The organism is Mesorhizobium sp. M0751, from assembly GCF_040320265.1.
GTDB lineage: Bacteria > Pseudomonadota > Alphaproteobacteria > Rhizobiales > Rhizobiaceae > Mesorhizobium.
In genome coordinates, this window is the sequence record NZ_JAMYPH010000008.1 from 1 (window position 1) to 26441 (window position 26441).

General features: G+C 64.1%; 23 protein-coding genes. 14 read left to right on the forward strand and 9 right to left on the reverse strand.

Features of this window, described 5'->3' with window-relative positions; genetic code table 11:
* The first annotated feature begins 236 nt into the window (after window positions 1–236).
* The 6 genes from NKI19_RS14450 (at window position 237) to NKI19_RS14475 (ending at window position 6499) form a co-directional block, all read left to right on the forward strand.
* Complete coding sequence (locus tag NKI19_RS14450) at window positions 237–1667, forward strand: hypothetical protein (protein ID WP_352490559.1); 1431 nt, start codon at window positions 237–239, stop codon at window positions 1665–1667.
* 163 nt (window positions 1668–1830) lie between these two features.
* Complete coding sequence (locus tag NKI19_RS14455) at window positions 1831–3135, forward strand: ABC transporter substrate-binding protein (RefSeq protein ID WP_352490558.1); 1305 nt, start codon at window positions 1831–1833, stop codon at window positions 3133–3135.
* 86 nt (window positions 3136–3221) lie between these two features.
* The gene (locus NKI19_RS14460) at window positions 3222–4103 is read left to right on the forward strand and encodes a branched-chain amino acid ABC transporter permease (protein ID WP_352490557.1); all 882 of its coding nucleotides are present in this window, start codon (window positions 3222–3224) and stop codon (window positions 4101–4103) included.
* A complete protein-coding gene (locus NKI19_RS14465) occupies window positions 4100–5062 on the forward strand; it encodes a branched-chain amino acid ABC transporter permease (protein ID WP_352490556.1) in 963 nt (320 codons plus the stop codon). Before NKI19_RS14460 ends, NKI19_RS14465 begins: the two co-directional genes overlap by 4 nt.
* A complete protein-coding gene (locus tag NKI19_RS14470) occupies window positions 5059–5787 on the forward strand; it encodes an ABC transporter ATP-binding protein (protein ID WP_352490555.1) in 729 nt (242 codons plus the stop codon). Before NKI19_RS14465 ends, NKI19_RS14470 begins: the two co-directional genes overlap by 4 nt.
* A complete protein-coding gene (locus tag NKI19_RS14475; protein ID WP_352490554.1) occupies window positions 5780–6499 on the forward strand; it encodes an ABC transporter ATP-binding protein in 720 nt (239 codons plus the stop codon). Before NKI19_RS14470 ends, NKI19_RS14475 begins: the two co-directional genes overlap by 8 nt.
* Here NKI19_RS14475 and NKI19_RS14480 read toward each other — a convergent pair whose 3' ends face one another.
* Window positions 6500–7927, reverse strand: a complete 1428-nt coding sequence (locus tag NKI19_RS14480; RefSeq protein WP_352490553.1) for a sodium:proton antiporter — start codon at window positions 7925–7927, stop codon at window positions 6500–6502.
* A gap of 40 nt (window positions 7928–7967) precedes the next feature.
* Window positions 7968–8567, reverse strand: coding sequence for a bifunctional nicotinamidase/pyrazinamidase (gene pncA, locus NKI19_RS14485; RefSeq protein ID WP_352490552.1), 600 nt, complete (start codon window positions 8565–8567; stop codon window positions 7968–7970).
* A 272-nt stretch (window positions 8568–8839) separates the two neighbouring features.
* On the opposite strand from pncA, the gene NKI19_RS14490 reads away from it, so the two are divergent.
* Genes NKI19_RS14490 through NKI19_RS14515 form a run of 6 tightly spaced genes read left to right on the forward strand, consistent with a single transcriptional unit; the run spans window position 8840 to window position 15901 of the window.
* Window positions 8840–9700, forward strand: coding sequence for an FAD binding domain-containing protein (locus tag NKI19_RS14490; protein WP_352490551.1), 861 nt, complete (start codon window positions 8840–8842; stop codon window positions 9698–9700).
* Window positions 9700–12453: a molybdopterin-dependent oxidoreductase gene (locus NKI19_RS14495; protein ID WP_352565680.1), complete on the forward strand. Its 2754-nt coding sequence runs from the start codon at window positions 9700–9702 to the stop codon at window positions 12451–12453. Before NKI19_RS14490 ends, NKI19_RS14495 begins: the two co-directional genes overlap by 1 nt.
* On the forward strand, window positions 12450–13994 hold the full coding sequence (locus NKI19_RS14500) for a 6-hydroxynicotinate reductase (RefSeq protein WP_352490550.1): 1545 nt from the start codon (window positions 12450–12452) through the stop codon (window positions 13992–13994). Before NKI19_RS14495 ends, NKI19_RS14500 begins: the two co-directional genes overlap by 4 nt.
* Window positions 13991–14866 carry a UPF0280 family protein gene (locus NKI19_RS14505; protein ID WP_352490549.1) on the forward strand — a complete coding sequence of 292 codons (876 nt, stop codon included), beginning with the start codon at window positions 13991–13993 and terminating at the stop codon, window positions 14864–14866. The genes NKI19_RS14500 and NKI19_RS14505 overlap by 4 nt, the downstream gene beginning before the upstream one ends.
* On the forward strand, window positions 14859–15443 hold the full coding sequence (locus NKI19_RS14510) for an amino acid synthesis family protein (RefSeq protein WP_352490548.1): 585 nt from the start codon (window positions 14859–14861) through the stop codon (window positions 15441–15443). Before NKI19_RS14505 ends, NKI19_RS14510 begins: the two co-directional genes overlap by 8 nt.
* Window positions 15440–15901 carry a MarR family winged helix-turn-helix transcriptional regulator gene (locus tag NKI19_RS14515; RefSeq protein WP_352490575.1) on the forward strand — a complete coding sequence of 154 codons (462 nt, stop codon included), beginning with the start codon at window positions 15440–15442 and terminating at the stop codon, window positions 15899–15901. Before NKI19_RS14510 ends, NKI19_RS14515 begins: the two co-directional genes overlap by 4 nt.
* 68 nt (window positions 15902–15969) lie before the next feature.
* Here the strand turns inward: NKI19_RS14515 and NKI19_RS14520 are convergent, their stop codons facing one another.
* From NKI19_RS14520 to NKI19_RS14530, 3 genes are read right to left on the reverse strand one after another with little or no spacing between them, the layout of a single operon-like run.
* Window positions 15970–16935, reverse strand: a complete 966-nt coding sequence (locus tag NKI19_RS14520) for a substrate-binding domain-containing protein (RefSeq protein ID WP_352490547.1) — start codon at window positions 16933–16935, stop codon at window positions 15970–15972.
* On the reverse strand, window positions 16932–18245 hold the full coding sequence (locus NKI19_RS14525; protein WP_023718176.1) for an ABC transporter permease: 1314 nt from the start codon (window positions 18243–18245) through the stop codon (window positions 16932–16934). The genes NKI19_RS14520 and NKI19_RS14525 overlap by 4 nt, the downstream gene beginning before the upstream one ends.
* Window positions 18242–19825: a sugar ABC transporter ATP-binding protein gene (locus NKI19_RS14530; RefSeq protein ID WP_352565639.1), complete on the reverse strand. Its 1584-nt coding sequence runs from the start codon at window positions 19823–19825 to the stop codon at window positions 18242–18244. Before NKI19_RS14530 ends, NKI19_RS14525 begins: the two co-directional genes overlap by 4 nt.
* Window positions 19826–20042: 217 nt before the next feature.
* On the opposite strand from NKI19_RS14530, the gene NKI19_RS14535 reads away from it, so the two are divergent.
* Window positions 20043–21062 (forward strand): LacI family DNA-binding transcriptional regulator, encoded by a 1020-nt coding sequence (locus NKI19_RS14535; protein WP_352490574.1) that lies wholly within the window; start codon window positions 20043–20045, stop codon window positions 21060–21062.
* A 255-nt stretch (window positions 21063–21317) separates the two neighbouring features.
* Entirely contained in the window at window positions 21318–21941 is a 624-nt protein-coding gene (locus tag NKI19_RS14540; protein ID WP_352490545.1) for a L,D-transpeptidase, read from the forward strand.
* Between the two features lie 157 nt (window positions 21942–22098).
* Here NKI19_RS14540 and NKI19_RS14545 read toward each other — a convergent pair whose 3' ends face one another.
* The 4 genes from NKI19_RS14545 to NKI19_RS14560 all read right to left on the reverse strand — a co-directional run bounded on the left by NKI19_RS14545 (window position 22099) and on the right by NKI19_RS14560 (window position 26348).
* The gene (locus NKI19_RS14545; RefSeq protein ID WP_352490544.1) at window positions 22099–23100 is read right to left on the reverse strand and encodes an LLM class flavin-dependent oxidoreductase; all 1002 of its coding nucleotides are present in this window, start codon (window positions 23098–23100) and stop codon (window positions 22099–22101) included.
* A gap of 6 nt (window positions 23101–23106) precedes the next feature.
* The gene (locus NKI19_RS14550; protein WP_352490543.1) at window positions 23107–23931 is read right to left on the reverse strand and encodes an arylamine N-acetyltransferase family protein; all 825 of its coding nucleotides are present in this window, start codon (window positions 23929–23931) and stop codon (window positions 23107–23109) included.
* 39 nt (window positions 23932–23970) lie between these two features.
* Window positions 23971–25167: an AI-2E family transporter gene (locus tag NKI19_RS14555; protein ID WP_352490542.1), complete on the reverse strand. Its 1197-nt coding sequence runs from the start codon at window positions 25165–25167 to the stop codon at window positions 23971–23973.
* A 119-nt stretch (window positions 25168–25286) separates the two neighbouring features.
* Window positions 25287–26348: an LLM class flavin-dependent oxidoreductase gene (locus tag NKI19_RS14560; RefSeq protein ID WP_352565641.1), complete on the reverse strand. Its 1062-nt coding sequence runs from the start codon at window positions 26346–26348 to the stop codon at window positions 25287–25289.
* Window positions 26349–26441 lie beyond the last annotated feature (93 nt).

Below are 26441 nucleotides of genomic sequence, written 5' to 3' on the forward strand. Positions count from 1 at the left end.
CGAAACCGATGGCGTCTTCGATGCCTACTTCCGCCACCAGAAAATCCAGACCATCGACCTCAACGCAAGCCAAAGATAGGATGGCAAACTGTTCGCGATGTCCTCGCACACCTGTTCGCGATGTCCCCGGTCCAAACAGGGGGGAGATTGCGCCCTCATTGCTGCTTTCGCCAATCGCTGAAGTTGCAGAAGGAGAGCCGACGGCGGAACCGCCGATCTCCCCCCAAGTGGGGGAGATGTCCGGCAGGACAGAGGGGGGCGCCGTAGAGCGCAATTGTCACCGGTTGGCCCTTGTCGCTCCTTCCCTGCCATTCCTTCCCACCCCCGCCTTCGCACACGCTTCCGACCGCGGCCACGTCCTGCTCCTTCCCACCGGCTACTACGTCGCCGGCGGCGCGCTCGCCGTTGCCGCCAGCTTCCTGATCCTGGCTCTACTCCCGCCGGACTCCCTCGACCGCTTCTGGCGCAAACGCCTGCCGCTTTTCGTCTTCGGCGACGGAGCGCGGACCGCCGTCAGCCTGGTATCCTTTGCCGGCTTCGCAATTCTGATTGCCGCCGGCTTGTTCGGCAGTCGCGATCCGCTCTCCAACCCGCTGCCGCTGACCGTATGGACATTGCTCTGGGTTGGCCTGGCCCTGTTGCAGGGGCTCGCCGGCGATCTGTGGTCGTGGCTCAATCCCTGGTACGGGCCGTGCCGCGTCGCCTCGCGCCTGTCCGGCAGAACGCAGCCGTATCTGCTCCCCCAGTGGGTCGGCTATTGGCCGGCTTTCATGCCGTTCTTCGCCTTCGCCTGGTTCGAGCTGATCGACCCGGCGCCCGACGATCCGGCGCGGCTGGCCTGGGCCGCCGGCGCCTATTGGCTGCTGAGCTTTGCCGCCATACAGGTCTTCGGCTACCGCGACTGGAGCCTGCGCGGTGAGTTCCTGACCGTGTTCTTTTCGATGGTGGCGCACTTCGCCATCGTCGAGCGTAGTGCAGACGGCCGGCTCAAACTCTGCTGGCCGGGCGCCAAGCTGCTCGGAGCCGCGCCGCTGCCGCTCAGCGGCGTCGCTTTCCTGCTGCTTGCGCTGTCGTCGGTATCCTTCGACGGCCTGTCGAAAACCTTCTTCTGGCTAGACCGGTTCGGCATCAATCCGCTGGAAGTTCCTGGACGCACCGCTTTGATCGGCATCGGCAGTTTCGGCCTTGTGCTGAGCTTTATCGTGCTTGCGGCCGTGTTCGCGCTCGCCGTCTTTCTTGGCCAGCACCTTGCCGGCAGCAAGCATTCGCTCGGTCACGCCGCCGGGCTTTTGGTCTGGTCGATTGTGCCGATCGCGCTCGCCTACCACTTCGCGCATTATCTGACGGCGCTGCTGGTCGACGGCCAATATGCGGTTGCCGCTCTCTCCGACCCGTTTGCGCTGGGCTGGAACCTGTTCGGTAGCGCCGACATGTCAATTGAAGCCGGCGTCGTCGCCGGCGCCGGTTCGGCGTGGTGGCTGTGGAACCTCCAGGCCGGTGTCATCATAGCCGGCCACATGCTTGCTGTGCTTGTCGCCCATGGCTTGGCCTGGCGGCTGCATCCCGTTCCGGCTCGCGCCACGCTCAGCCAGTTCCCGCTCACCGTGCTGATGATCGCCTATACCGTCCTCGGCCTATGGCTGCTTGCGACGCCGAGCGCCGGATGAACGAGGTGTGCGATGGCCGTCGATCGAACCTTGGGGAAAGCTCGCTTGCCACGTCAGAGCTTTGGTGATTTAGTTTGTACACATGCAATTTTCGGCCCTCTTAGCAAGAGTGGCCCACCTCGCTACAGCCATTGGTCAAAGCTCAAAAACAAGGGGAACTGCCGTGACTGACAAGAATGGGTTTTTCGATCTCTCCAGATCCGCTCTCACCCGCCGCACGGCGCTCAAGGGGCTGGCCGCGGGCGCCGGCCTCGCCGTCGCGCCTGGGTTCGTGCGCTACAGCCAGGCGCAAAGCTCGGCGCCGATCAAGATCGGCTTCCAGTGCCATCGTACCGGTATCGGCGCCGCCTATGGCCGCTGGTACGAGAAGACCACGGCGGCTGCAGTCAAGGCGATCAGCGATGCCGGCGGCATCAACGGCCGGCCGGTCGAGGTGATTATCGAGGACGACGGCACCGATCCCGGCCGGGGCGCCGAAATCGTCGGCAAGTTCGCCTCCCAGCACAAGACCGACATCGTCTACGGCACGCTGTTTTCGCATGTCGTCATAGGCTCGGCACCTGCCGCCGGCGAGGCCAAGATCCCCTATTTCGTCGTCAGCGAGGGCCACCACGTCGCGTCGACCAAGTTGAACCGCTACGTCTTCCAGCCCGGCATCACCGATGTGAAGAGCCAGATCCAGTCGATGGCGCCGTGGATTGCCGCCAACGCTGGCAAGAAGGTGACGCAGATCTTCCCCGATTTCGCTTTTGGCTACGACCATCGCGACTACCTGCCGCCGGCGCTGAAGGCGCAGGGCGCCGAAGTCATTGCGCAGATCGCCATCCCGCCGACGGAATCCTCCTTCACTAAATATTTTCCGCAAATCCCGGCCGAGACCGAGGTGATCTACCACGTCATGGTCGGCCCGGCGGTGCTCACCTTCGTCAAGGAGCTCGGCGAGTTCTACGGCTCCAATCGGCCGCAGCTGTTCGGCTTCATCGATTCGCTCGAAGCCACCGATATCAACAGCCCCGGCCTCGAATTCCTCGACGGCAGCCATTTCTGGGAAGGTTCGCCGCGTTATGCGCAGCCCGACGATTCCGCCGCGCAGAAGGCCTACCGTGCCGCTGTCGGCATCGACGACAATGGTGCTGCCGTAGGCGACCCCAAGGACGTCTCCACCGCCGCGCACATGTTCGGCTGCTGGGAAACGCTCTACGTCGTCAAGAAGGCGATGGAGGACGCCGGCTACAAGGGCCCGGAAGACCGCGCCAAGCTGGTCGAGGCGACCGAGGCGTTGACAGAGTTCGCCGAGGGCCCCGAGCACCCGCAGGGACCGAAAACCTTCAACGGCAAGATCCACCAGTGTTTTGGTATCCAGAACATCTCCAAGGTCGAAGGCGGCCGGCTGAATGTCGTCCACAAGACCAAGATCGAGGACGGCCTCTACGAGCCGGAAGGGGATTACACCACGCAGGCGCTGTGAGCTTGGCTGCTGCAGCAAGCGTGAGCGCCAAGACACCCCCCTCTGGCCAGAGGGGGGTGCTTCGCGCATCCGCCGGTGCTTAGCCGATGCACTTCGGACCCCACCTGCTCCTCGCCGCCCTCGAAGGCCTCGTCACCTCCGCTGTGCTGGCGCTGACGGCGCTTGGCCTGTCGCTGGTGTTCGGCGTCATGCGCGTCGTCAATGTCGCGCATGGCGAGTTCTTCATGCTGGGCGCGGTGCTTGCCTGGGCGATTTCTACGGCGATATCCGGCCATCCGGCGCTCGGCTTCCTGGCCGCCCTGGTGCTGGCGCCGCTGATCGTCGGCCTGATCGCGCTGGTCGCCGAACGGCTGGTGCTGCGCCGGCTCAACTACAATCCGGAAGCCACCATCGTCGCCACCATCGGCATGCTCTACATCATCCAGCAACTGGCGCTGACCTTCTATGGGCCGGAGGCGCGGCCGGTGGAGCCGCCGTTCAGCTACCGCATCCTGCTGCCGTGGTTCGGCTATTCCGGCTACAAGCTGTCGATCATCGCCGCATCCGCGCTGCTGCTGGTCGCGACCTGGCTGGTGCTGACGCGCACCAAAATCGGCCTCATCATGCGCGCCACGCAATATGACAGCGAAACGGCGCAGGCCTTCGGCATTCCGGTGACCAGAGTCTATGCCGGCGTCTTCGCGCTCGGCGCCATGCTGGCGGCTGTCGCCGCGGTGCTGATCGTGCCGATCAGCCAGGCGCATTATCTGATGGGGCAGGACCCGCTGCTGCTCTCGTTCATCGTCGTCATCATCGGCGGCCTTGGTTCGTTGCGCGGCACGGTGGTCGCCGCGGTGCTGATCGGCCTTTCCGACGGCATCATCTCGGTGTTCTTCTCACCGACGCTGGCCAAGATCATCGCCACATTGCTCGTCGCCATGGTGCTGGTGTTCCGGCCGCAGGGCCTGTTCGGGACGACGTCGCGATGAAGGATGCTTCGCCGGCAAAGCCATATGCGCTGCATCTCGGCGTCATCGCCCTGCTTTTCGGGCTTAGCTTCATCCTGCCGGAATACCATCACGGCCTGCTCGCCCGCATCATGGTGCTGGCGGTCTTCGCCATGGGCTACAATCTGCTGTTCGGCTATGTGGGGCTGCTCAGCCTCGGCCATGCCATGTTCTTTTCGGCCGGGCTCTATGGCGCCGGGCTTGCCGTCATCCATCTCGGCTGGAGCGTGCCGGCCGCCTTCGCAGCCGGGCTTGCCTGCGGCGCGCTTCTCGCGCTGGTGATCGGGCTGCTGGCGCTGCGCACCTCCGGCGTCGCCTTCATGATCGTCACAATGATGTTCGCGCAGGTATTCTATCTCGTCATCCTCTATCTCGCTGCCTGGACCGGTGGCGACCAGGGCATGGTCGTGCCGCAGGCGATGCGGGTCCTTGTCTTGGGCAGCACGTCACTCGACCTCACCAACCCGACCGTGCGCTATATGAGCGCGCTGGCACTCTTCTCGATCGTGCTGCTTATAAGCCTGGCGATAGTCCGCTCCGGCTATGGCCGTGTGCTGGTCGCCATCCGCGAGAACGAGGAGCGGACCAAGATGCTTGGTTACGACACGTTCTCCAGCAAGCTTGCCGCCGTCGTCATTTCAGGCAGCATCTGCGCGGCGTCCGGCGCCGCCTATGCGCTGCTGTTCGGCTATGTCGGCTCGAGCTTCGCTTCGGTGCAATATTCCATCCTGCCGCTGCTCTGGGTGCTGCTGGGCGGCGCCGCCACCACGCTCGGTCCGCTGATCGGCACGCTGTTCATGTATTACGTCATCGACGTCGCCAGCGGCTACACCTCGGCCTATCTGCTGATCGTCGGCATTGCGCTGATCCTGCTGGTGCTTTTCTTCCCGAAAGGCATTCTCGGCAGCATCCGCCAGCGCTGGCTGGGTTGGCTGCCATGATGCCGCTTTTGACCACCAAAGGCTTGTCGCGCAGTTTCGGCGGCTTGCGTGCCGTCGACGGCGTCGACTTCGCGCTGATGCCGGGCGAGATCCGCGCCGTCATCGGCCCCAACGGTGCCGGCAAAACCACCTTCGTCAGCCTGGTCAGCGGCCGAATCCAGCCCTCGTCGGGCACGATCGTCTTCGACGGCGCCGACATCACCAATCTGCCGGCCTACGCCAGGGTTCGCCTGGGCATCGCTTACACGTTCCAGATCACCAGCGTCTTTGCCAATCTCAGCGCCTACGACAATGTTGCCCTGCCGGTGCAGCGCACGCTGACCGACGGCCGCTCGAAAGGCGCGGTTCACAGCGGCGTTATGGCGGCGCTCGAGCGCACCGGCCTTGCCGACCGCGCCCAAATGCCGGCGGGGCAATTGTCCTACGGTCACCAGCGGTTGCTGGAAGTGGCGATGGGGCTGGCACTGAAGCCGCGGCTGCTGATCCTCGACGAACCGACGCAAGGGCTGGCCGACGGCGAGATCGACAATTTCATCGAGCTGGTGCGCGAGATCGCCGATAGCGCCACCGTGCTTTTGATCGAGCACAACATGCCGGTGGTCATGCAGCTCGCCGACCGCATCACCGTCTTCAACGCCGGCAGGATTTTAGCTGAAGGCACACCCGAGCAGATCCGCGCCAATGCCGCGGTGCAGGACGCCTATCTGGGGACGACCAATGGCTGAGGCCCGGTCCAAGGCACTGACGATCTCCGGGCTCGACTGCTTCTATGGCGAGGTCCAGGTGCTCTATGGCCTGGATCTTGTGTTGAACGAGGGCGAGGTGCTCTGCCTGTTCGGCCGCAACGGCGCCGGCAAGACGACGACGCTGAAGGCGATCATGGGCCTGGTGCCGGCAAGCGCCGGCTCGATCAAGCTCGAAGGGCGGGAATTGAGCGGCTTGCCGGCGCACGAGGTGCCCAAGGCCGGCGTCGCCTACGTGCCGCAGGGCCGGCGGCTGTTCGCCGAGATGACGGTGGCGGAAAACATCGAGATCGGCCTGATGGCCCGCAACAAGGGCAAGGCGACGCGCGAAAACGTGCTCGATCTTTTCCCGCTGCTGCGCCAGCGCCTCAGGCAGCGTTCCGGCACGCTGTCCGGCGGCGAGCAGCAGATGCTGGCCATGGCGCGCGCCTTGTGTCTGGAACCGCAGGTGCTCCTGCTCGACGAGCCGACCGAAGGGCTGATGCCGTCGATGATCGCCAAGATTCGCGAAACCGTTTCGAAGCTGCGAGCGCTCGGCGTATCGACAATTCTTGTCGAGCAGCGCGTCGATGCCGTGCTGTCGGTCGCAGACCGCGTTTGCTTCATCGAAAACGGCCGCAACCGCGAGACGGTCGATGTCGAGGAACTGCGTGCCGATCCCTCGGCGGTCCGTCGCTATGTCGGCGTCGGATGATCAGGCAAAGAACAGCAAACCGGCGAGCAGGAATGTCGGGATCAGCACGGCACCCGACCATGCCATATAGCCAAAGAAGCTCGGCATCTTGATGCCGCGATGCCTGGCAATGGCATAGACCATGAAATTCGGCGCATTGCCGACATAGGTGTTGGCGCCCATGAACACCGCGCCTGCCGAGATCGCTGCCAGCGTCGAGGCGAGCTCGGTCATCAGATGCTGCGCATCGCCGCCGGCCAGTTCGAAGAACACCAGATAGGTCGGCGCATTGTCGAGGAAGGACGACAGCGCCCCGGTCAGCCAGAAATAGGCAAGATTGTCGGGCGCGCCGGTCGGCGAACTGACCAGCAGCACCAACGGCGCCAGCGCGCCGTCGAGGCCGGCCCGCAATATGGCGACGACCGGCACGATGCAGATGAAGATGCTGGCGAACAGCTTCGCCACCTCGGCAATCGGCCCCCAGCTGAAGGCGTTTGCGCCGCGAAACTCCTTCGGCGAGACGACAAGCGAAGTGAAGGCCAGTATCAGTATGGCTGCGTCGCGCACCAGGTTCTGCAGCTCGAGGCTGACGCCCTGGAAAGAGAAGCTCACTCCCGGCTTCCAGGCAGCGGAAATCAGGATCGCGGCAATTACCCCGGCCAGCAGCGGGATGTTGGCCAGGCCGCGAATGCGCACCTTGCTGTCGGGCGTCGGATCCTTGATCTTCGGCGCGCCTTCCTCCCGGTGATGCAGGATGATGTCGATCGCCAGGAAAACCACCAGCAGCACGCCGGCGACGAACAGCGTCTCGGGCAACAGGTGAACTGTCGTCCAGAAGAAATCGACGCCGCGCAGAAAGCCGACGAACAGCGGCGGATCGCCGAGCGGTGTCAGCGACCCGCCGATGTTGGACACCAGGAAAATGAAGAAGATGACGACATGGGCGTTGAAGCGCCGGTTGTCGTTGGCGCGGATCAGCGGCCGGATCAGGATCATCGAGGCGCCGGTTGTGCCAATGATCGAGGCAAGCACAGCCCCGCCCAGCAACAGCCCGGCATTGACCAGCGGCGTGCCGTGTATGTTGCCGGCAACGAAGATGCCGCCCGAAATGGTGAACAGAGCAAACAGCAGGATGATGAACGACATGTATTCGGTGAGCAGCGCATGCAGCACCGCCTGCGTGGCCGACGGGATGCCGAAGGCGATGGCCAGCGGCCCGATCACCAACGCTGCCCAGAAGGCAGCGATCTTGCCGTAATGGTGCTCCCACGCATGTTGGAAGAGCAACGGCCCGGTCGCGATGCAAAGCAACAGCCCGGCAAACGGCAGCACCCACCACAGCGACATGGCGGCGCCCGGCAATTCGTGCGCTTCGGCCGCAAGAACCGCTCCCAGAGAAAGAATTGCGGCAATCAGTACAGCACTTGCCGTCAACGCCGCAAACCGCATGAAGCCCCTCAAAAGTCTGTCAGCTTCGGCTGGATGACGTTCAAATCAGTGCCACGCCGGCATCGCGCATCCGGCCCAGCATCCTCTCCACGGAGCCGTTGAGATCGATGCCGCGGCAGGCGTCGAGCCGCACGGACGTCGCAAAACCGAGCTTGACCGCGTCGAGCGCCGAAAAGGCGACGCAGAAATCCGTCGCCAGGCCGACCAGGGTCAGCGTCTCGATGTTCCGATCCCGGAGATAGCCGGCAAGGCCGGTCGGCGTCGTCCGGTCGTTCTCGAAGAATGCCGAATAGCTGTCGATCGCAGGGCGGAACCCCTTGCGGATCACCAGCTCGGCCTTGCTCCAGGCGAGGCCCGAATGGAAATCCGATCCCAGGCTGCCCTGGATGCAGTGATCCGGCCACAGTGTCTGGTGGCCATAAGGCACATCGATCGTTTCGAACGGTTGCTTGCCGGGGTGGCTGGAGGCAAAGCTCGAATGGCCGGCAGGGTGCCAGTCCTGCGTCAGCAGGACGTGCTCGGTCCGCCGGATCAGGTCATTGACCAAGGGCACGATTTCGTCGCCACCGGCCACTTCCAGGGCGCCACCCGGGCAGAAATCATTCTGCAGGTCGATGACGACAAGCGCTTCGTCGGCCATGGAACCTCCTTATTTTCTTGGTCTTGAGCTTAGGCTCCAATGAAAACGCGACCGGACGCAGAAACTTGACCAGATGGCCGGCTGCGTCAACCTCTTATGGCATAACAAATGCGTTCCGGGCGCACCGGTGGCAACAGCCGTGCAAACTCTGGCTTTGACAATTCCTGCCGGCTTGATATCATTTGCATACGAATGAATTTCCTGCCTTGCATGCTCGGGAAAATCTTTCGACAGGATCCCCTCTCGGGAAGCCCATTCTGGGAAGGCAAAGCGTGATCCGTTACGCAAAACCCACCACGGTCGATGATGCCCTCGCTTTGTTGGGCGAAGGACAATGGCGCATCCTTGCCGGCGGCACCGACTTCTATCCGGCACAGGGCAGCAAGCCCTTTCGCGACAATGTCCTCGACATCAACGGCCTGGCGGCATTGCGCGGCATTGCCGAAGCCGAGAACCATTGGCTCGTCGGCGCGCGCACCACCTGGACCGATCTCGTCCGCCATCCGCTGCCGGCGGCTTTCGACGCGCTGAAGCAGGCGGCGCGGGAAGTCGGCTCGGTGCAGATCCAGAACATTGCCTCGATTGCCGGCAATCTTTGCAATGCCTCGCCGGCCGCCGACGGCGTGCCGGCGCTGCTGGTGCTCGATGCCGAAGTCGAACTGCGTTCTGCGGTGGCGACCCGGCATCTGCCCCTTGCAGAATTCATCCTCGGCAACCGTCGCACCGCACTGCAGCCCGGCGAAATGGTCACGGCAATCCGCGTTCCGAAACCCGTGACCGCCGGCGGCTCCGCCTTCGTGAAACTCGGCGCGCGGCGTTATCTCGTCATCTCCATCGCCATGGCCGCCGCACGCCTGGCCGTCGAAGATGGTATTGTCAGGAACGCGGCCGTCGCCGTCGGGTCCTGCTCGGTCGTCGCCAGGCGCCTGGCGGGTGTCGAGGCGGCGCTGCGCGGCCGGCCCGCCGGCCACGGGTTGGCTACTGCGGTCCAATCCGCGCCGATGGACGAGCTGTCGCCGATCGGCGATGTGCGCGGCAGCGCCGAATACCGGCTGGATGCGGCGCGCGAGATCGTCGCCCGCGCCGTGCTTGGTGCGATGGGCGCAGTCCCCGACGAAAGGGCGGCAGCATGATGGGCATGGAGCGCGCCGACATCGCCTTCGAGGTCAACGGCGCCGCTGTCAGCGTTTGCGTGCCGCCGGTGCGGCGGCTGTCCGCGGTGCTGCGCGACGAGCTGCGGCTGACCGGCACCAAGATCGGCTGTGATGCGGGCGATTGCGGCGCCTGCACGGTGCTGGTCGACGGCGAGCCGGTCTGCGCCTGCCTGGTGCCCGCGGCTTCCGCCTCCGGCACCGTGGTGACGACCGTCGAAGGTCTCGGCAATGGCAGGCTGTCGGCGCTGCAGGCTTCGTTCCTCAGCCATGGCGCGGCACAATGCGGCGCCTGCACGCCCGGCCTGCTGGTCGCGGCAACGGCACTCCTGGACAGGACGCCTTGCCCGAGCGAGGCCGAAACGCAGGATGCGCTGGGCGGCGTGCTCTGCCGCTGTACCGGCTACCGCAAGATCGTCGCCGCGGTGATGGATGCTTGGCGCTATACCGATGGTCTCGATCCGCGCATGCCATTGTCCGGCCATGCCGTCGGCTCCTCTCCGATCCGCCTCGATGGCGTGCCGAAAGTCACCGGCGGCGAAAAATTTGGCGGCGATTCCTTCCCCGTGGATGCATTGTCGGTACTGGTGGTCCGCTCGCCGCATTATCATGCGGCCTTCAGCTTCGGCGATCTCGATGGCTGGGTGAAATCCCGTCCCGGCATTGCCGGCGTCTTCACCGCCGCCGACATTCCGGGAAAGAATTGTTTCGGCGTCATCGCGCCCTTTGCCGACCAGCCGGCGCTGGCCGAAGGGTTTTCGCGCTTTCGCGGCGAGGCGGTGGCGCTGGTTGCCGGCGAATGCGAGGCTATCCTCGATCTCGACCTTGCCGATTTCCCTGTCAGTTGGACTGAATTGCCGCATTTTCTGGAAACTGGCGAAGCCCAGGCCGGCGGTGCGCCACTGGTCCATGAAAATCGGCCGTCGAACCTGCTCACCTCCGGCTTCGTCGAGCGTGGCGACCCGGAAGCCGCGCTTGCCGGTGCGGCTTTCGTCGTTTCCGGCGCCATCGACACCTCCTATGTCGAGCACGCCTATATTGAGCCGGAAGCCGGCTATGCCTTCATGGACGGCGACACGCTGGTCGTCGTCGCCTGCACGCAGGCGCCCTATATGGACCGTGACGACACGGCAAAAGTGCTCGGCCTTGCCCCGGAAAAGGTGCGCATCGTACCGACCGCCACCGGCGGCGGCTTCGGCTCCAAGCTCGACGTCTCGCTGCAACCGCTCATCGGCCTCGTCGCCATGAAAACCGGCCGGCCGGCGGCGCTCGCCTATAGCCGCACCGAATCGATGATCTCGACCACCAAGCGCCATCCGGCTCAGATGAAAGCGAGCATCGGCGCCGATGCCGACGGCCGTGTCACCGGCATGGTCTTCGCCGGCGATTTCAACACCGGCGCCTATGCCAGCTGGGGGCCGACGGTCGCCAACCGCGTGCCGGTGCACGCCTCCGGCCCCTATGCGACGCCGAACTATCGCGCCGAAGGCCGCGCCATCCACACCAATGGCCCGATTGCCGGCGCCTTTCGCGGCTTCGGCGTGCCGCAGGCGACGATCATGCAGGAGACCCTCTATGACGAGCTGGCCGACAAGCTCGGCATGGATCGGCTCGACTTTCGCCTGAAGAACTGCCTTCGGAACGGATCCGAAACAGTTACCGGGCAGCGGCTCGAGGCGGGCGTCGGCATCGCCGACTGCCTGGAGGCCCTCCGCCCACATTGGCAGCGTGCCCTTCGTGATGCCGAAGCGCTCAATGCCGGTAGCAGCATCAAAAAACGCGGCGTCGGCGTGGCCTCTTGCTGGTACGGCTGCGGCAACACCTCGCTGCCCAATCCGTCGACCATCAAGGTCGGCATCTCGGTATCGGGCGAAGTCGTCCTGCATCAGGGGGCGGTCGATATCGGGCAAGGTTCGAACACCGTCATCGCGCAGATCTGCGCCGACGCGTTGGGTCTTCCGCTTGAAAAGCTCCGGCTGAAAGGCGCCGACACGGCGATCACCCCCGACGCCGGCAAGACCTCGGCCTCGCGCCAGACCTTCGTCACCGGCAAGGCCGCCGAAAAGGCCGGCCGCGCCTTGCGCGAGGAGATCTTGCGTTTCGCCAATGTCTCGGAAAAGGCCGCGATTGCGCTGGACGGCACAAACCTGAGGATCAGGGAAGGCGAAGCGACGCGCCGCATCGATCTTTCCTCGCTGAAGGCCGATGCCGAAGGCTTCGTCTTCCGGGCCGAGGAAAGCTACGACCCGCCGACGCAGCCGCTCGATGCCAAGGGCCAGGGCAAGCCTTATGCGGTCTATGGCTATGGCGCCCAGATCGCCGAACTGGAGGTCGACCTCAGGCTCGGCACGGTGAAGCTGATAAAAATCACCGCCGCGCACGATGTCGGCAAGGCGATTAACCCTTTGCTGGCCGAAGGCCAGATCGAAGGTGGCATCGCCCAGGGCATCGGCATGGCGCTGATGGAAGAATACATCCCCGGCCGCACCGAAAACCTGCACGACTATCTGATCCCGACGATCGGCGACGTGCCGCCGATCGAGACCATCCTGATAGAAGTTCCGGATCCGGAAGGACCCTTCGGCGCCAAGGGTTTGGGCGAGCATGTGCTGATCCCGACGGCGCCGGCGATCCTCAACGCCATCCGCCATGCAACCGGTGTGCTGGTCACCAAAATTCCGGCGACGCCGACCCGCATCCGCGCCGCCATCCTCGACAAGGAGGCGCGCCGATGAGCGAGCTTGCCGAACGCTTCGAGACACACGATCCCGGCGAGAAGCTGGTGGCCGAGAAGATCCGCTGCGATGCCTGTCCGGTCATGTGCTACATCGCCGATGGCCGCACCGGCGCCTGCGACCGCTACGGCAATGTTGGCGGCAGGATCGTGCGGATGGATCCACTGACCATCGTCGACCACGCGGCCGAGACCGGCGGCGCGGTCGTATCTTTTGTTGCCGAAGGCGAGGCATGGGACGGCGAACTGGTCAACACCGGCCGCCGCTTCGTCACCGCGATCGGCGCCGGCACCACCTATCCCGATTACAAGCCGGCCCCCTTCATCGTCAGCCAGGAGGTGGAGGGCGTCGATCTGGTCACCGTCGTCACCGAGGGCATCTTCTCCTATTGCGGCGTCAAGGTGAAGATCGACACCGACCGTCATATCGGCCCCGAAACGGCGACGATCCGTGCCCAAGGCGAGGCGATCGGCCATGTCACGACCGGCGAATACGGCTCGCAGATGCTGTCGCTGGGCGGCGTGCATCATTTGACCGGCGGCTCGAAGGCTGAAGGGCGCGCCACCTGTGAAGCCATGCTCTCCCTGTGCAACCGCAAACCGGTCGAGCTCGTCATCGACGGCGGCGCCACCGTCATCGTCGAGGCCGGCAAGCCGCCGGTCATCGACGGCAAGCTCGAGCAGCGCATGCGCGTCGGCTGCGGTTCGGCCACCATCGGCATGTTCGCCACCCAGTGGCGCGGCCTTGTCGACGAGGTGGTGGTGGTCGACGACCACATCACCGGCGTGGTCTCCGAGCATCAGGCCGGCAAAGTGCTTGGCTGGCAGGACACCGGCATCAAGATCATCGGCCGCCGTTCGACGCCGGGCCGCTATTTCAAGGTGTCGGAGCCCGGCCTCGGCTGGGGCGGCACCAGCATCTCCGACCCGCTGTCGATCCTTGGTGAATGGAACGCCAAAAAGGGTGCGCGCCCCGGCATGTCGCTGCTGATGGTCTCGACCACCGGCGAGCAGTTCGCCTATTACGAGCTCGACGACGAATTGAAGCCGGTGCAGAAACCCTTCCCGGAGCGGCTGCGGAAGTCGGTTGAACTGATCGAGGACAATTGCGAGCCGGCGCTCTGCACCGTGCTTTTCGTCGGCGGCGCCGGCGGCTCGCTGCGCGCCGGCGTCACCGAGAACCCGGTCAATCTGACCCGCTCGGTGCAGGGCCTCAAGACCTATGTGACGGTCGGCGGCGCGCCGGTCTATGTCTGGCCGGGCGGCGGCATCACGCTGATGGTCGACGTCACCCGCGTGCCGGAAGGCGCCTTCGGCTATGTCCCGACGCCGGCGCTGGTGGCGCCGATCGAGTTCACCATGCGCCGCGACGATTATGTCAGGCTCGGCGGCTACGAAGCCGAAATCCGCAGCGTCGACGATATCCTGGCCAAGGGCGGCGAGTATCTCAACCCGCGCCGCGGCACGGCCGCACCCCGCGACAATCCCTGGCCGCCGCTGGCGCAGTTGCGTCGCGCGGCCGCAAACGGGGACGGGCGATGAACGGCCCGCAGGCTCATTGGCTCGAGGACAGCCGAAGGCTTCACCTCAATCATGGGCCGATCGACCTGATCGTCGAGGCATTCGGCGAGGCGAGTGAATGCAGCGCTGGCTATCGCCAGGCAGTGGCGCGCTTCCAGACAATCCTGCCCGAACTGGTCGAAGAGTTGCCCGAGCTGCGCTGCCCGACCTCCTCGCGGCCACGGACTTTCGCTGGCCCGACGGCGCGCCGCATGGAAGCGGCGGTCGTTCCGCTAGCGAAACAATTCATCACACCGATGGCGGCCGTCGCCGGCTCGGTAGCCGACGAAGTGCTTTGTGCGTTGCTTGCCGGCCGTCGGCTCGATCGCGCCTATGTCAACAATGGCGGCGACAGCGCGATCCATCTCGGCAACGGCCAGTCGATGACGCTTGCCATTGCCGGGACAGGTCATGGGCTGGCGGATCGTCTCACGATCCGCGCCGAAGACGGGATCCGCGGTGTCGCGACAAGCGGCTGGCGCGGCCGTTCGTTTTCGCTCGGCATCGCTGACGCCGTCACCGTGCTGGCGCGAACGGGTGCTGAAGCCGACGCCGTCGCGACGCTGATCGCCAACGCCGTCGACCTGCCCGGTCATCCGGCCGTTAGGCGCGTACGGGCGCGCGATCTCGCACCTGACAGCGACCTCCGCGACCGTTTGGTGACGCAGGGCGTGGGGCTGCTTTCCGCCGCTGAAATCGCTATTGCGCTGGAAGGCGGATTTGCCGTTGCCGAGGAGTTTCGGCGGCGCGGCCTGATTGCCGCCGCGGCGCTTTTCCTCGGCGGTCAGGCGCGCATCGCAGGTCCGATGGCGCTCGCCAATAAAGTTTTAGAGAGGGAAATTGCTCATGCCTGAGTTTCCGATCCGCAAGATCGCCGTGCTGACCGAAGAGATTTTTCACGAAGGCGGGCCGGTGGCGCTGGTGCCGCGGCGCCGCGCCGCGGCCATGGCTGTGGTCAAGAACCCGTTCGCCGGCCGTTACGTTGAGGAACTGCAGAGCGCCATGGAGGATTTGAAGCCGCTCGGGCTGCTGCTCTCCGACAGGCTTATTGTCGCATTGGGCGGCGACGTCAAACAGATCGACGGCTACGGCAAGGGCGCCATCGTCGGCATGGCGGGCGAGCTGGAGCATGGCGCGCTGTGGCATGTGCCGGGCGGCTATGCCATGCGCGAGCGGCTCGGCGACGCCAAGGCAATCGTGCCGTCGGCAAAGAAGGTCGGCGCTTTCGGTGCGCGGCTCGATGTGCCGCTCGGCCACATCAACGCCGCCTATGTGCGCAGCCATTTCGACGCCATGGAAATCGGCATCAGCGATGGTCCGCGTCCCGACGAGATCCTGTTTTGCCTCGCAATGACCTGTGGCCCCCGCGTGCACGACCGCATGGGCGGGCTGGCGGCCAAGGACATCAAGGCATGGGATGGGCTGCGGTGAGCGCCGAGGACAATCTGCTCAAGCTGGTCGAGGCCGAGGAGCCTGACGAAAACGACTATCGCTTGCAGGAGCAGGTCGGCTTCATCCTGCGCAAGGCGCATCAGCGCCATGTCTCGATCTTCGCCGCACACATCGCCGATCTGACGCCGCCGCAATTCGCCGCTCTCGCCAAATTGCGCGACGTCGGCGAGACCTCGCAGAACCAGCTTGGCAGCCTGATCGCCATGGATGCGGCGACGGTGAAGGGCGTCATCGACCGGCTGAAAGCGCGTGGCTTTGTCGAACTTAGCAAGCACGAAGTCGACAAACGGCGCCTGCTGGTCAGTCTGACGGCCGAGGGGCGCGACGCGATCGAGCGGCTGATCCCGCTTGCCCGCGAGATTACGCAGGAAACGCTGGCGCCGCTTTCCGCCAGGGAAGCGGCCATTTTCATGAAGCTGCTGGCCAAGCTGGCTTAATCTGCTGCCTTGCGGCGTTTGGTTGTTGTTCCTGCCGGGCGCTGAACGCCCGGCAGGAAAGCCTCGTCTCAGAGGCCGTTGTCCTTCAGGATCTGGGCGGCATTTTCCTTGGTGATCTTCTGCGTCGGCAGGATGATGGTCTTTTCCACCTTCTCTCCGTTCAGGAACTTGATCGCCTGCCGCAGCCCTTCGGCGCCCGGCGTCACATAAGTGAACGTCGCCGTCAGCTCGCCATTGGCGACCAGCTGCACGCCTTCATTGGGCAGGCCGTCGATGCCGATGAACTTGATGTCCTTCTCACGTCCGACGTCCTTGGCGGCAAGATAGGCGCCATAGGCCATCGGATCATTGTGGCCGTAGACGAGATCGATCTTCTCGTTGTTGCGCAACGCGGTCGCCATGATGTTGTAGGCCTGGTCCTGCTTCCAGTCGCCCGACTGCTGGTCGAGCAGGTATTTTATGCCCGGCTCCTTGTCGGTGAATTCATGGAAGCCGTCATGGCGATCGTGTGCCGGCTGGGTGCCCATGCCGCCCCAGATCTCGACGACGTTGCCGGCAGCCTTGCCCTTGCCGCCAAGCAGCTCCACGGCGTATTCACCGGCAGCCCGGCCGATCAGCTTGTTGTCGCCGCCGACGAACTGCGTGTAATCGTTGGTTTCGACGTTGCGGTCGAGCACGAAGACCGGGATCTTGGCATCGATCGCCTGCTGCACGACACCGGTCAGGCCGGCGGATTCTTTCGGTGATACCAAGAGCGCATCGACCTCCTGACGGATCAGGTTTTCGACATCGGCGACCTGCTTCTCGGTCTTGTCCTCGCCGTCGGTGATGATCAGCTCGACTTCCGGATGCTTGGCCGCTTCTGCCAGGATGTCCTTGTTGAACTGGGCGCGCCAGGGTTCGATGGTGGTCACCTGCGAGAAGCCGATCTTCCACTTCTTGTCCTGCGCATGGGCGCCGCCGGCAAGCATGGCGGTCGTGGTCAGGAGTGCCGCTGTCAGCCCGGCGAGCTTCAACAATTCACGTCGTTTCATTTCTTGTTTCCTCCAATATTCAGAGACGCGGTCTCTTGCGACGGCCGCTTTGCCGCGGCCGTTTCCTTGTGCGCTTGCCCACCGGGCAGTCGCAGATAGAAGAGAAGATCACCGGCATTGCGCTCCTGTACGAGCACGGTACCGATGATGATCATCCCCTTCAGCACCAGCTGAAGGTTCGAATTGATGTTGTGCAGCTGCAGGATGTTGGAGAGCAGCCCGAAGATCAGCACGCCGCAGAACGTCCCGGTGAGGCTGCCGCGTCCGCCCATCAGGCTGGTGCCGCCGATGACTACGGCGGCAATCGCGTCGAGCTCCAGCCCGGCGCCGGCGTCCGGCTTGCCTTGCCGGTACTGCGCGACGTAGAGCACCGCCGCGATGCCGGCCAGCAGCCCTGAAACCGCGTAGGTGGCGATCTTGACCCGGCCAGCGGCGATGCCCGACAGCCGCGCCGCCTCCTCATTGCCGCCGATTGCGTAGACATAGCGGCCGAACGGGGTGAAGCGCAGCACGGCGCCGTAGATCAGGATGGCGCCGAGGAAGAACAGGCCCGGCATCGGGATCACGCCGAACACCAGCGAGCGCAGCATTTCGAAATCGGCGGTGGCGTTCGACCCGGTATAGACCGGCAGCACCGCATTGTTCTGGCCGGCTGTCAGCCGGGCGATACCAAGCGCAGTGACCATCATCGCCAGCGTCACGATGAAGGGCTGCAGCCGCCCGGCGACAATGATGAAGCCGTTGAGCGCGCCGAACAGCAGGCCGACGCAAGGCGCCACCAGCAACACGCCGAGCACGCCGAATTTTGAGCCTACCTGCGGCAGCAGGAACCACAGCACCAGACTGCACAGGATCACCCCGACAATGCCGGGCGTCACCAGCCCGCGAACGCTGTCCAACCTGATGTCGTGCGTGGCCTGCGCGCCGGCGCGGGATTTTTCGATGTTCAGCAGGATGAAACGAGTGACGAGAATGCCGAGGCAAAGGGCTGCCACGGCAACTGTCGGCACCCCCAGCACCACCGCCGGCGTCACGCCGGGGACCGTCAGCAGCATGGCACAGACGACCGTGCAGATCGCCATCAGCGAGCCGACGGAAAGGTCTATACCGCCGGTGATGATCACCGCCGTCATGCCGGTGGCAATCAGGCCGGTGGTCGACACCTGGCGCAGCACATCGAGCAGGTTGCCGTAGGACAGGAAGATGTTGTTGCCCTTGGAGCTGATCGGCGAGCCGAGCACGCCGATCAGGAAAATGGCGATCAGGCCCCAATAGAGCTTCGTCCGGGACAGGATATGCAAAATGCTCATGCGGCAGGCCTCGTCATGGTCCGTCGCGGCGCCGCAAGCCGCATGATGGCCTCCTCGCTTGCTTGCGCGCGGGACAGGATTCCCGTCTGGCGGCCGTCGGCCATGACCAGGATACGGTCGGAAAGATGCAGCAGCTCCGGCAATTCCGAGCTGATGACGGCGATCGCCAGCCCGTCTCGCGCCAGCTTGAAGATGAGATCGTAGATTTCCCGCTTGGCGCCGACATCGATGCCGCGCGTCGGCTCGTCGAGCAGCAGCACCCGCGGCCTCGTCGCCAACCACTTGCCGATGACGACCTTCTGCTGGTTACCGCCGGACAGCGTGCCGGCCGGCTGCTCGACGGTCTCGCAGCGAATGCCGAGCGCCTTGACGGCGTCCCGTGCCAGCCCTTGCTCGCCGGCCAACGAGCGCAGGCCGAACCGCGCCAGCGCGCCGACCAGCGGCAGCGCGACATTGTCGGTGATCGAGGCCTCGAGATGCAGGCCTTGCGTCTTGCGGTTTTCTGTAACCAGGGCGATGCCGAGCCGGCGCGCATCGCGTGGTGAACGGATTTCTACTGCCTCGCCATCGAGCCTGATCTCACCGCCGGCACGTCCGCCGCTGGACCCGAAGATGGTTTCCAGGATTTCGGTACGGCCCGAGCCCAGCAGCCCGCCGATGCCGAGTATTTCTCCTGCGGCAAGATCGAAGCTGACGCCATCGAGCACGGTGCGCCAACCATGGCGATTGGGCTTCGACAGCGACAGCTCGCTTACGGACAGGACGGTGTTGCCACCGGGGATGCGGTGCTCCTGGGAGGAAGCAAGCAGGTTTCGCCCGACCATCGCCGAAATTATGGCGTCTTCGTCGAGCTTGTCCATCGCCTGCGTCAGGACGTGGCGTCCATCGCGGAACACGGTGACCCGGCTGGCCAGATGCATGACTTCGTCGATGCGGTGCGAAATGTAGACGATCGCCACGCCGCTATCGGCGAGCTGGCGGATGATGCGGAACAGCCGCCGGCATTCGGCCGGCGAAAGCGCCGAGGTCGGCTCGTCCATGATCAGGATGCGTGCCGACATCGACAGCGCCTTGGCGATCTCGACCAGTTGCTGTTCGCCGACGCGCAAGGCACCGACGCGCGCATCCGGGTCGAGCTCGATGCCGAGCCTTTGCAACAGCGCGCCGGCAGCGCGGCTGCTCGCCTTGCGGTCGACGATCAGCCCGGCGATCAGCTTCTCGCGGCCGAGAAAGATGTTGTCGGCGACGCTGAGTTCGGGGACGAGGTTCAGCTCCTGGTGGATGATGGCGATGCCGGTGCGCTCGGCTTCGCGGACGCCGGCAAAGCGCACCGCATGGCCATCGATACTGACCGTTCCGTTATAGTCCGTATAGACGCCGGACAGGATCTTCATCAGCGTCGACTTGCCGGCGCCGTTCTCGCCCATCAGCGCATGGACCTCGCCGCGCCGCAGCTCGAAGCCGACATCGACCAGCGCCGCGATGCCGCCGAAGGACTTGGAGATATGTTCGGCGCTCAGCACGATAGCCGAGCCGTCCGCCATAACGCCTTGCGCAGGAATGGAATTGCCGTGCTGCATGACAAGGACGGCCTCCCTCCGTCGTCACCGAACACCTCAAACGCTAATCTAAACGTTTCGATCATGTCAAGGCAATATCTGGAGCCTACGATTGTTCCATTTCAATTCTTGCGCAAAATCATAAGATTCCGTAGGTATTGCTGCCGTGGAGTGGTGAAACGTTTCGAAAATGACAGCGTCAGGACGAAAAAAGCAGCGCAAATTCACTGCTCCGACCATGCTTCATGTGGCCGAGGCCGCGCGTGTTTCCGTGGCCACCGTATCGGCGCTGATCAACGGCACCGCGACCGTCAGCCCCGAGCTCAGCCAGCGCATCGAACAGGCGATCCGCGACATCGGCTACAAGCGCAATGCCATCGCCCGCAGCCTCAAGATGGGCACCACACGCACCATCGGGCTCACCGTCCCCCACATCACCAATCCGTTCTTTACCGATGTGGTTTCGGTCATCCAGCAGGCTTTCGACAGGGCCGGCTACGCCGTCATGCTGTGCTGCACCGACGAGCACCTGAACACCCAGGACGACCAGATCAGGCTGCTGCTCGACCGGATGGTCGACGGGCTGATCGTCGCGCGTGTCGGCGACGGCGCGATCCTCAAACGGATTGTCGACGACGCCAATGTGCCGGTCGTGCTGCTCGACCGTATTTGCCAGGGTGTCGACACCGATGCCGTCGTTCTCGACAATCAGCGCGCGGTGTTCGACGCCATCAACTATTTGATCGATCTCGGCCATCGGCGCATCGGCTACATCTCCGGCTCTTTCGATATCTCGCCGATGCATGACCGCATGGCGGGATATCGCGAGGCCCTCCAGGCCGCCGGCCTGCCGGCCGAGGCCGAGCTCGTCCGCTTCGGCAACTTCCATGAAGTCGACGGCTACAACGCCACCATGCAGCTGCTTTCGCTGCACGACCGGCCGAGCGCCATCTTTTCGGCCAACAACCCGATGGTGATCGGCACCATGAAGGCCATTCGCGATATCGGCCTGTCCTGTCCGGAGGATATTTCGGTCGCCTGTTTCGACGATTTTCCGTGGTCGGATGTGTTCCGGCCGCAATTGACAACGGTCGCACAGCCGGTGCAGGCGATTGGCGAACAGGCGGCCAATCTGCTGCTCGACCGGCTCGCCGGAAACAGGGATGCGCCGCCGCGCAAGCTGACGCTCAAAGGACGCTTGATGATCCGCAATTCATGCCGTCCGCTAGGTGCAAACGCGCAGAGCGTCAGCGCGTAGCGCGTGGGCTCTGTCCAGAAACTTTGTAATGCCGGACGGACAGCGCTCCCTCTGTCCTGCCGACCCCGGCCCTTCGCAGCCGCTACGGGCGTTCGTCGTTCGAAAAACCGAGCAATTGAAGGACGCGGCGCCGATCGAGCCAAGTGGCCAACAATCAGCCCGCCGACAAGCAGGAAAATCTTGGCAATCGAAGCATGTCGGATTAGGAATATGACGAGATGCGGCTGATCGCCCACACGGGCGCCGGCTTGAGCCATGTGCGTGAAATCGATCCTAATCGGGCTGGTACTTGCTGGGATGGTCGCACTCTTCGGCTGCACCACCGGCGGCGCATTAAAGACTTCCCCCTCGGCCTATGGCGGCCTCACCGATGCCGGTTTTCGCGTTCCGCCGGTTCCGATCTACAAGGTTGACCAGAAGTTCCATCGGCAGACAGTGCCTTATGCGACTGAAGAGGCGCCTGGCACCATCATTGTCGATACAGGAGCGAAGTTCCTCTACTACGTGTTGGGAGACGGTCAGGCGCTGCGCTACGGAATCGGCGTTGGCAAGGCGGGCTTCGAGTGGCATGGCACTGCTCACGTTGCGAGGAAGCGCGAATGGCCGGATTGGAGCGCGCCGTCTGCGATGATCGTGCGCGAGCAGAAGCGAGGCCGCATCATACCGGCTCATATGGAGGGCGGACTCATGAATCCGCTCGGGGCGCGGGCGCTCTATCTTTTCAACGAGAAAGGCGACACCGGATATCGGCTGCACGGTAGCCCTGAATGGTGGTCCATCGGCAAAGCTGTGTCGGCTGGCTGCATCCGCCTCATGAATCAGGACATCATCGATCTCTATAACCGCGCCACAATCGGCACCAAGGTGATCGTCATTTAGTAGACGCCGCGTTTCCGTCCAACGGACGAGCATGACGGATCGAAAACCTCCGCGTAAAACGCGCGAAGTGTTCGCGATGTCTTCGCACACCTGTTCGCGATGTTCCCTGCCTAAGGCCGGCCTTGCCCGCAAACAGTGCCAAGTGGCGAACCAACTCTCAGGCAGCTTCCGACAGCGATTTGTGAGCGTCGGCCAGGATCTCGAACGAGCGCACCCGCGCCGCATGGTCGAAAATCTGCGCCGTGACCATCAGTTCGTCGGCGCCGGTGCGGCCCACGAATGCCTCGATGCCTTGCCTGACCGTTTCGGGAGAGCCGACGACAGCGCAGGAAAGCGCCTGTCCGAGCATGGTCTTGGCCATCGGATCGAGGTCGCGCTCATATCCTTCGACCGGCGGCGGCAGTCGGCCGGGCCGGCCGGTGCGCAGGTTGACGAAGGCCTGCTGCAACGAGGTGAACAACAGCCGCGCCTGTGCATCGGAAGGAGCGGCGAAGACGTTGAGGCCGAGCATCACATAGGGCTTATCGAGCTGCTCCGAAGGCTGGAAACGCGAGCGGTAGATCTCCAGCGCATGGTCGAGCTCGGCCGGCGCAAAATGCGAAGCGAAGGCGTAGGGCAGGCCGAGCATGGCGGCAAGCTGCGCGCCGTAGAGGCTGGAGCCCAGGATCCAGATCGGCACCTTTTCGCCTTCGCCCGGCACCGCGCGGATGCGGCGGCCGTCTTCGGCTGGCTGGAAGTAACCGATCAGCTCGACGACGTCCTGCGGGAAATTGTCGGCGCCAGCGTCGAGGTTGCGGCGCAGCGCTCGTGCCGTGGCCATGTCGGTGCCGGGCGCGCGGCCGAGGCCGAGATCGATGCGGCCGGGATGCAAAGCGTTGAGCGTGCCGAACTGCTCGGCGATGACCAGCGGCGAATGATTGGGCAGCATGATGCCGCCGGCGCCGACGCGTATTGTACGGGTACCTCCGGCGACATGGGCAATGACGACGGAGGTGGCGGCGCTGGCGATGCCCGGCATGTTGTGATGCTCAGCCAGCCAGTAGCGCCGGTAACCCAGCCGCTCGGCATGGCGCGCAAGGTCGAGCGAATTGGCGAGTGACTGGGAAGCGTTGCTTCCTTCGACGATCGGCGACAGGTCGAGAACGGAAAGAGCGGTCATGGCGTCTTAAGCCTCCAGGATTTTCTTCTGTCGCGCCATGGCCTCGAAGGCTGCACGGTCGGGAATGGCGATTTCGAGGCCTTCCAGCACGTCGGCGAGTTCGGCGGCTGTCGCTATCTCCACCTGCTCGGTACCGCCGCCGAGGTGATGTGTCGACAGCCGGTTGTTGCGGAGCGCATAGCGGCGGTCCGGCAAGGCCCGTGCCGCGATTACGGAGGAAAGGAAGTGTGAGGTTGGGTGGGTCGACAGGAAATAGTTGCTGACCGAATAGTCCACCTCGTAGTTCTGCTGCATGTCGAAGCGGTACATCGTACGCCAGTCGCCGCCGACATTGGCCTGCAGGCGAAAATGATCGCCTGTCTCAATCATGCGGAATGTCTCATGTGGGGTCTTCTGCTCGAGACCCGGTCGAAGCAGGAGCGGTGCTGTCAGCGTCAGCCCGCCGAAGCCGACGTCGGCAATGTAGGTTCGGCCGTCGAGTTCGACACGCAGCAACATATGGCTGCGTGCAGTTATGGCATCATCGGGCTGGCCCCAAAGAACGCGTGCTGCAAGGCCGGTGACGGCGAAGCCAAGCGCCTTCAGCACATGCATGAAAATGAGATTGTGCTCGAAGCAATAGCCGCCGCGATGCCGCGCGACGATCTTTTCCTGCAGCGAGGCAAGATCGAGACGAACCGGGTGGCCTAGAAACGGATCGAGATTTTCGAACGGGATTGCCTGCGGGTGCAAGAGATGGAGCGACTTCAGCGTTTCCAGCGAAGCGTCCCTCGAGCCGGTGTATCCGATGCGGGCGAAATAGGCATCGATGTCGAAGGAGATATCGGTCATGGAAGGGAGTCCGAGCTTTGACCGGCTCGATATAGGCATTCAATCCGGGCGCCGCAAACGCCGCGCGTCGGTTTGCGCTGCAGTGCTGTCCTCGATGAGTTCTTCTTCAGCCACCGCCGTGTGCTGCGCCGCCAGGAAATTGCCGACATGACTGAGACCGTCGAAATGATCGCAGAACACCTTGATGACGACCAGCAGCGGCACCGCCAGCAGCGCGCCGACGAAACCCCATAGCCACGACCAGAAGGCGATGGCGATGAGGATCGCCACGGCGTTGATCTCGAGACGGCGGCCGACCACCGTCGGCGTCACGAACTGGCCTTCGACGACATCGCACATAAGGACGAAGGCCGGCGCCAGCAGCGCGTAGGAAATCGTGTCGAAGCTGATCAGCGCGATGATCGTGACCAGCGTGATGGTGGTCAGCGCCCCGATATAGGGCAGGAAATTGAGCAGAGCCGCTGCCGCGCCCCAGACCTGGGCGTTGGGCACGCCGAGCGCCCACAGGCCGATCCCGATGACCACGCCGAGACATGTGTTGATGACCGTGACGGTAAGCAGATAGTGGGAGATTTCACGTTCTACGTCGTAGACGACGCGCAGCGCCCGCTTCTTTTCGCTGAGACTGGGGAAGGACTGGATGATCTTTTCATAGAACATCGTGCCCGAGGCGAGCAGGAACAGCGACAGGACGAAGACGATGGTGACGCTGGCGCCGGCCGACAGCACATTGCCGGCGGCCTGCGAGAGAATACCGGATGGCGCCATGGCCACCCTCTGAACGCCCGGCTCCTGGGATGTCTGGGTCAGGCCCTCGATCTGGCGCGAAATCTCCACGATCCTTTCGAGCGGACGGCGCAGTTGTGCCAGACGTTCGGTAAGCTGCTGGCCGATCGTCGAAGTGTTGTTGATGAGATCGATGACCGGGCCGCTGAGCAGATATCCCGCGACGGCGACGAGGCAGAACGAAAGCAGCACCAGCAGTGTCGCCGAAATGACATCGGGCATGCCATGCTTGCGCAGGAAGCGAACGATCGGCGTCAGCGTCAGCGCCAGCAGGAAAGCCAGAATGACCGGCATGAAGAAGGCGCGGGCGAAGTAAAGCGCGTAGATCGCCATGAGGATGAAGATGCCGACGAGCAGCGAACGCATCAGATGCGCATCCGCCCGTGCCTCGACGCGCGGATCCGGGCTTTCGGCAGCGCTTGCGCCCGAAGCGGCGGGTTCGGCTTTCATTCTGACCCTCGGCGGTACACCGCGATTGGTGCAGACCGTTGGCGAAAAACGCCTCTGTGGCTTCAAGGTTCCGTTAGCCGGCGTCACCGGCAAGGCCGCCTCGCGGCCTTGCCGGTGAATCAGGCAACCGGCGCCGCCACGGCAGGGACGGCCTTCGCCGTTTCCCGGCGCACGATCGGCGCCACCTTGGTGCCGTAGAGTTCGATGGCCTTCAGGACCTTGGCGTGCGGCATGGTGCCGATCGCCATTTGCAGCAGGAAGCGGTCGTTGCCAAATATCCTGTGCTGGGCAATGATCTTCTCGGCCACCTGTTCCGGATTGCCGACGAACAGCGCGCCGTTCGGGCCGCGCGATTGGTCGAAATGCGCCCGCGATGTCGGCCCCCAGCCGCGCTCGCGGCCGATGCGGTTCATCACCTCGGCCTGCGGCCCGTAAAAATCGTCGGCTGCCTGGTCCGTGCTCTCGGCGATGAAACCGTGCACGTTGAGGCTGGTGGCAAGGCTCGCCGGATCGTTGCCGGCCCGCCTGGCTGCATCCCTGTAGATGTCGAACAGCGGTGCGAACCGCGCCGGCTCGCCGCCGATGATCGCCAGCGCCAGCGGCAACCCAAGCACGCCCGCGCGGGCGACGGATTGCGGTGTTCCACCGACGGCGATCCAGATCGGCAATTTTTCCTGCAAGGGCCGGGGATAGACGCCGCGATCGTTGATCGGCGCGCGCAGAGTGCCCGACCAGGTCACCTTGACATGATCGCGGATGGCGAGCAGCAGGTCGAGCTTCTCGGCGAAGAGCTCGTCGTAGTCTTCGAGATTGTAGCCGAACAGCGGAAAGGATTCGATGAACGAGCCGCGCCCGGCCATGATCTCGGCCCGGCCGCCGGATAGAAGATCAAGGGTGGCAAACTGCTGGAAGACGCGCACCGGATCGTCGGACGACAACACGGTGACGGCGCTGGTCAGCCTTATGCGCCTGGTTCGTTCGGCGGCCGCCGCCAGTGCCACCACCGGAGCCGAGGCAGCATAGTCGGGACGGTGGTGCTCGCCGAGACCAAAGACGTCCAGCCCGACCTGGTCGGCCAGCTCGATCTCCTCGATCAGGTTGCGCAGCCGCTCGCGCGCACCGATCGCACCGGGACCCGGTCCCGGGCTGACGTCGGCGAAGGTGTAGAGACCGAGTTCCATAGTGTGTCATCCCAGCGTTTTGTCGTGGCGCTACAGGTAGCGATCAGTCCGCCGCCCCGCCAGAGGCCCGGATGGTGAACAGTGCGGGTGCCA

Coding starts and splice junctions, on each gene's coding strand:
- NKI19_RS14495 (WP_352565680.1), top strand. CDS start 9,700: ATGGGCATGGAGCGCGCCGACATCGCCTTCGAGGTCAACGGCGCCGCT.
- NKI19_RS14500 (WP_352490550.1), top strand. CDS start 12,450: ATGAGCGAGCTTGCCGAACGCTTCGAGACACACGATCCCGGCGAGAAG.
- NKI19_RS14550 (WP_352490543.1), bottom strand. CDS start 23,931: ATGACCGATATCTCCTTCGACATCGATGCCTATTTCGCCCGCATCGGA.
- NKI19_RS14560 (WP_352565641.1), bottom strand. CDS start 26,348: ATGGAACTCGGTCTCTACACCTTCGCCGACGTCAGCCCGGGACCGGGT.
- NKI19_RS14470 (WP_352490555.1), top strand. CDS start 5,059: ATGATGCCGCTTTTGACCACCAAAGGCTTGTCGCGCAGTTTCGGCGGC.
- NKI19_RS14535 (WP_352490574.1), top strand. CDS start 20,043: ATGCTTCATGTGGCCGAGGCCGCGCGTGTTTCCGTGGCCACCGTATCG.
- NKI19_RS14520 (WP_352490547.1), bottom strand. CDS start 16,935: ATGAAACGACGTGAATTGTTGAAGCTCGCCGGGCTGACAGCGGCACTC.
- NKI19_RS14530 (WP_352565639.1), bottom strand. CDS start 19,825: ATGCAGCACGGCAATTCCATTCCTGCGCAAGGCGTTATGGCGGACGGC.
- NKI19_RS14505 (WP_352490549.1), top strand. CDS start 13,991: ATGAACGGCCCGCAGGCTCATTGGCTCGAGGACAGCCGAAGGCTTCAC.
- NKI19_RS14460 (WP_352490557.1), top strand. CDS start 3,222: ATGCACTTCGGACCCCACCTGCTCCTCGCCGCCCTCGAAGGCCTCGTC.
- NKI19_RS14545 (WP_352490544.1), bottom strand. CDS start 23,100: ATGACCGCTCTTTCCGTTCTCGACCTGTCGCCGATCGTCGAAGGAAGC.
- NKI19_RS14480 (WP_352490553.1), bottom strand. CDS start 7,927: ATGCGGTTTGCGGCGTTGACGGCAAGTGCTGTACTGATTGCCGCAATT.
- NKI19_RS14450 (WP_352490559.1), top strand. CDS start 237: ATGTCCGGCAGGACAGAGGGGGGCGCCGTAGAGCGCAATTGTCACCGG.
- NKI19_RS14525 (WP_023718176.1), bottom strand. CDS start 18,245: ATGAGCATTTTGCATATCCTGTCCCGGACGAAGCTCTATTGGGGCCTG.
- NKI19_RS14475 (WP_352490554.1), top strand. CDS start 5,780: ATGGCTGAGGCCCGGTCCAAGGCACTGACGATCTCCGGGCTCGACTGC.
- NKI19_RS14540 (WP_352490545.1), top strand. CDS start 21,318: ATGTGCGTGAAATCGATCCTAATCGGGCTGGTACTTGCTGGGATGGTC.
- pncA (WP_352490552.1), bottom strand. CDS start 8,567: ATGGCCGACGAAGCGCTTGTCGTCATCGACCTGCAGAATGATTTCTGC.
- NKI19_RS14465 (WP_352490556.1), top strand. CDS start 4,100: ATGAAGGATGCTTCGCCGGCAAAGCCATATGCGCTGCATCTCGGCGTC.
- NKI19_RS14555 (WP_352490542.1), bottom strand. CDS start 25,167: ATGAAAGCCGAACCCGCCGCTTCGGGCGCAAGCGCTGCCGAAAGCCCG.
- NKI19_RS14510 (WP_352490548.1), top strand. CDS start 14,859: ATGCCTGAGTTTCCGATCCGCAAGATCGCCGTGCTGACCGAAGAGATT.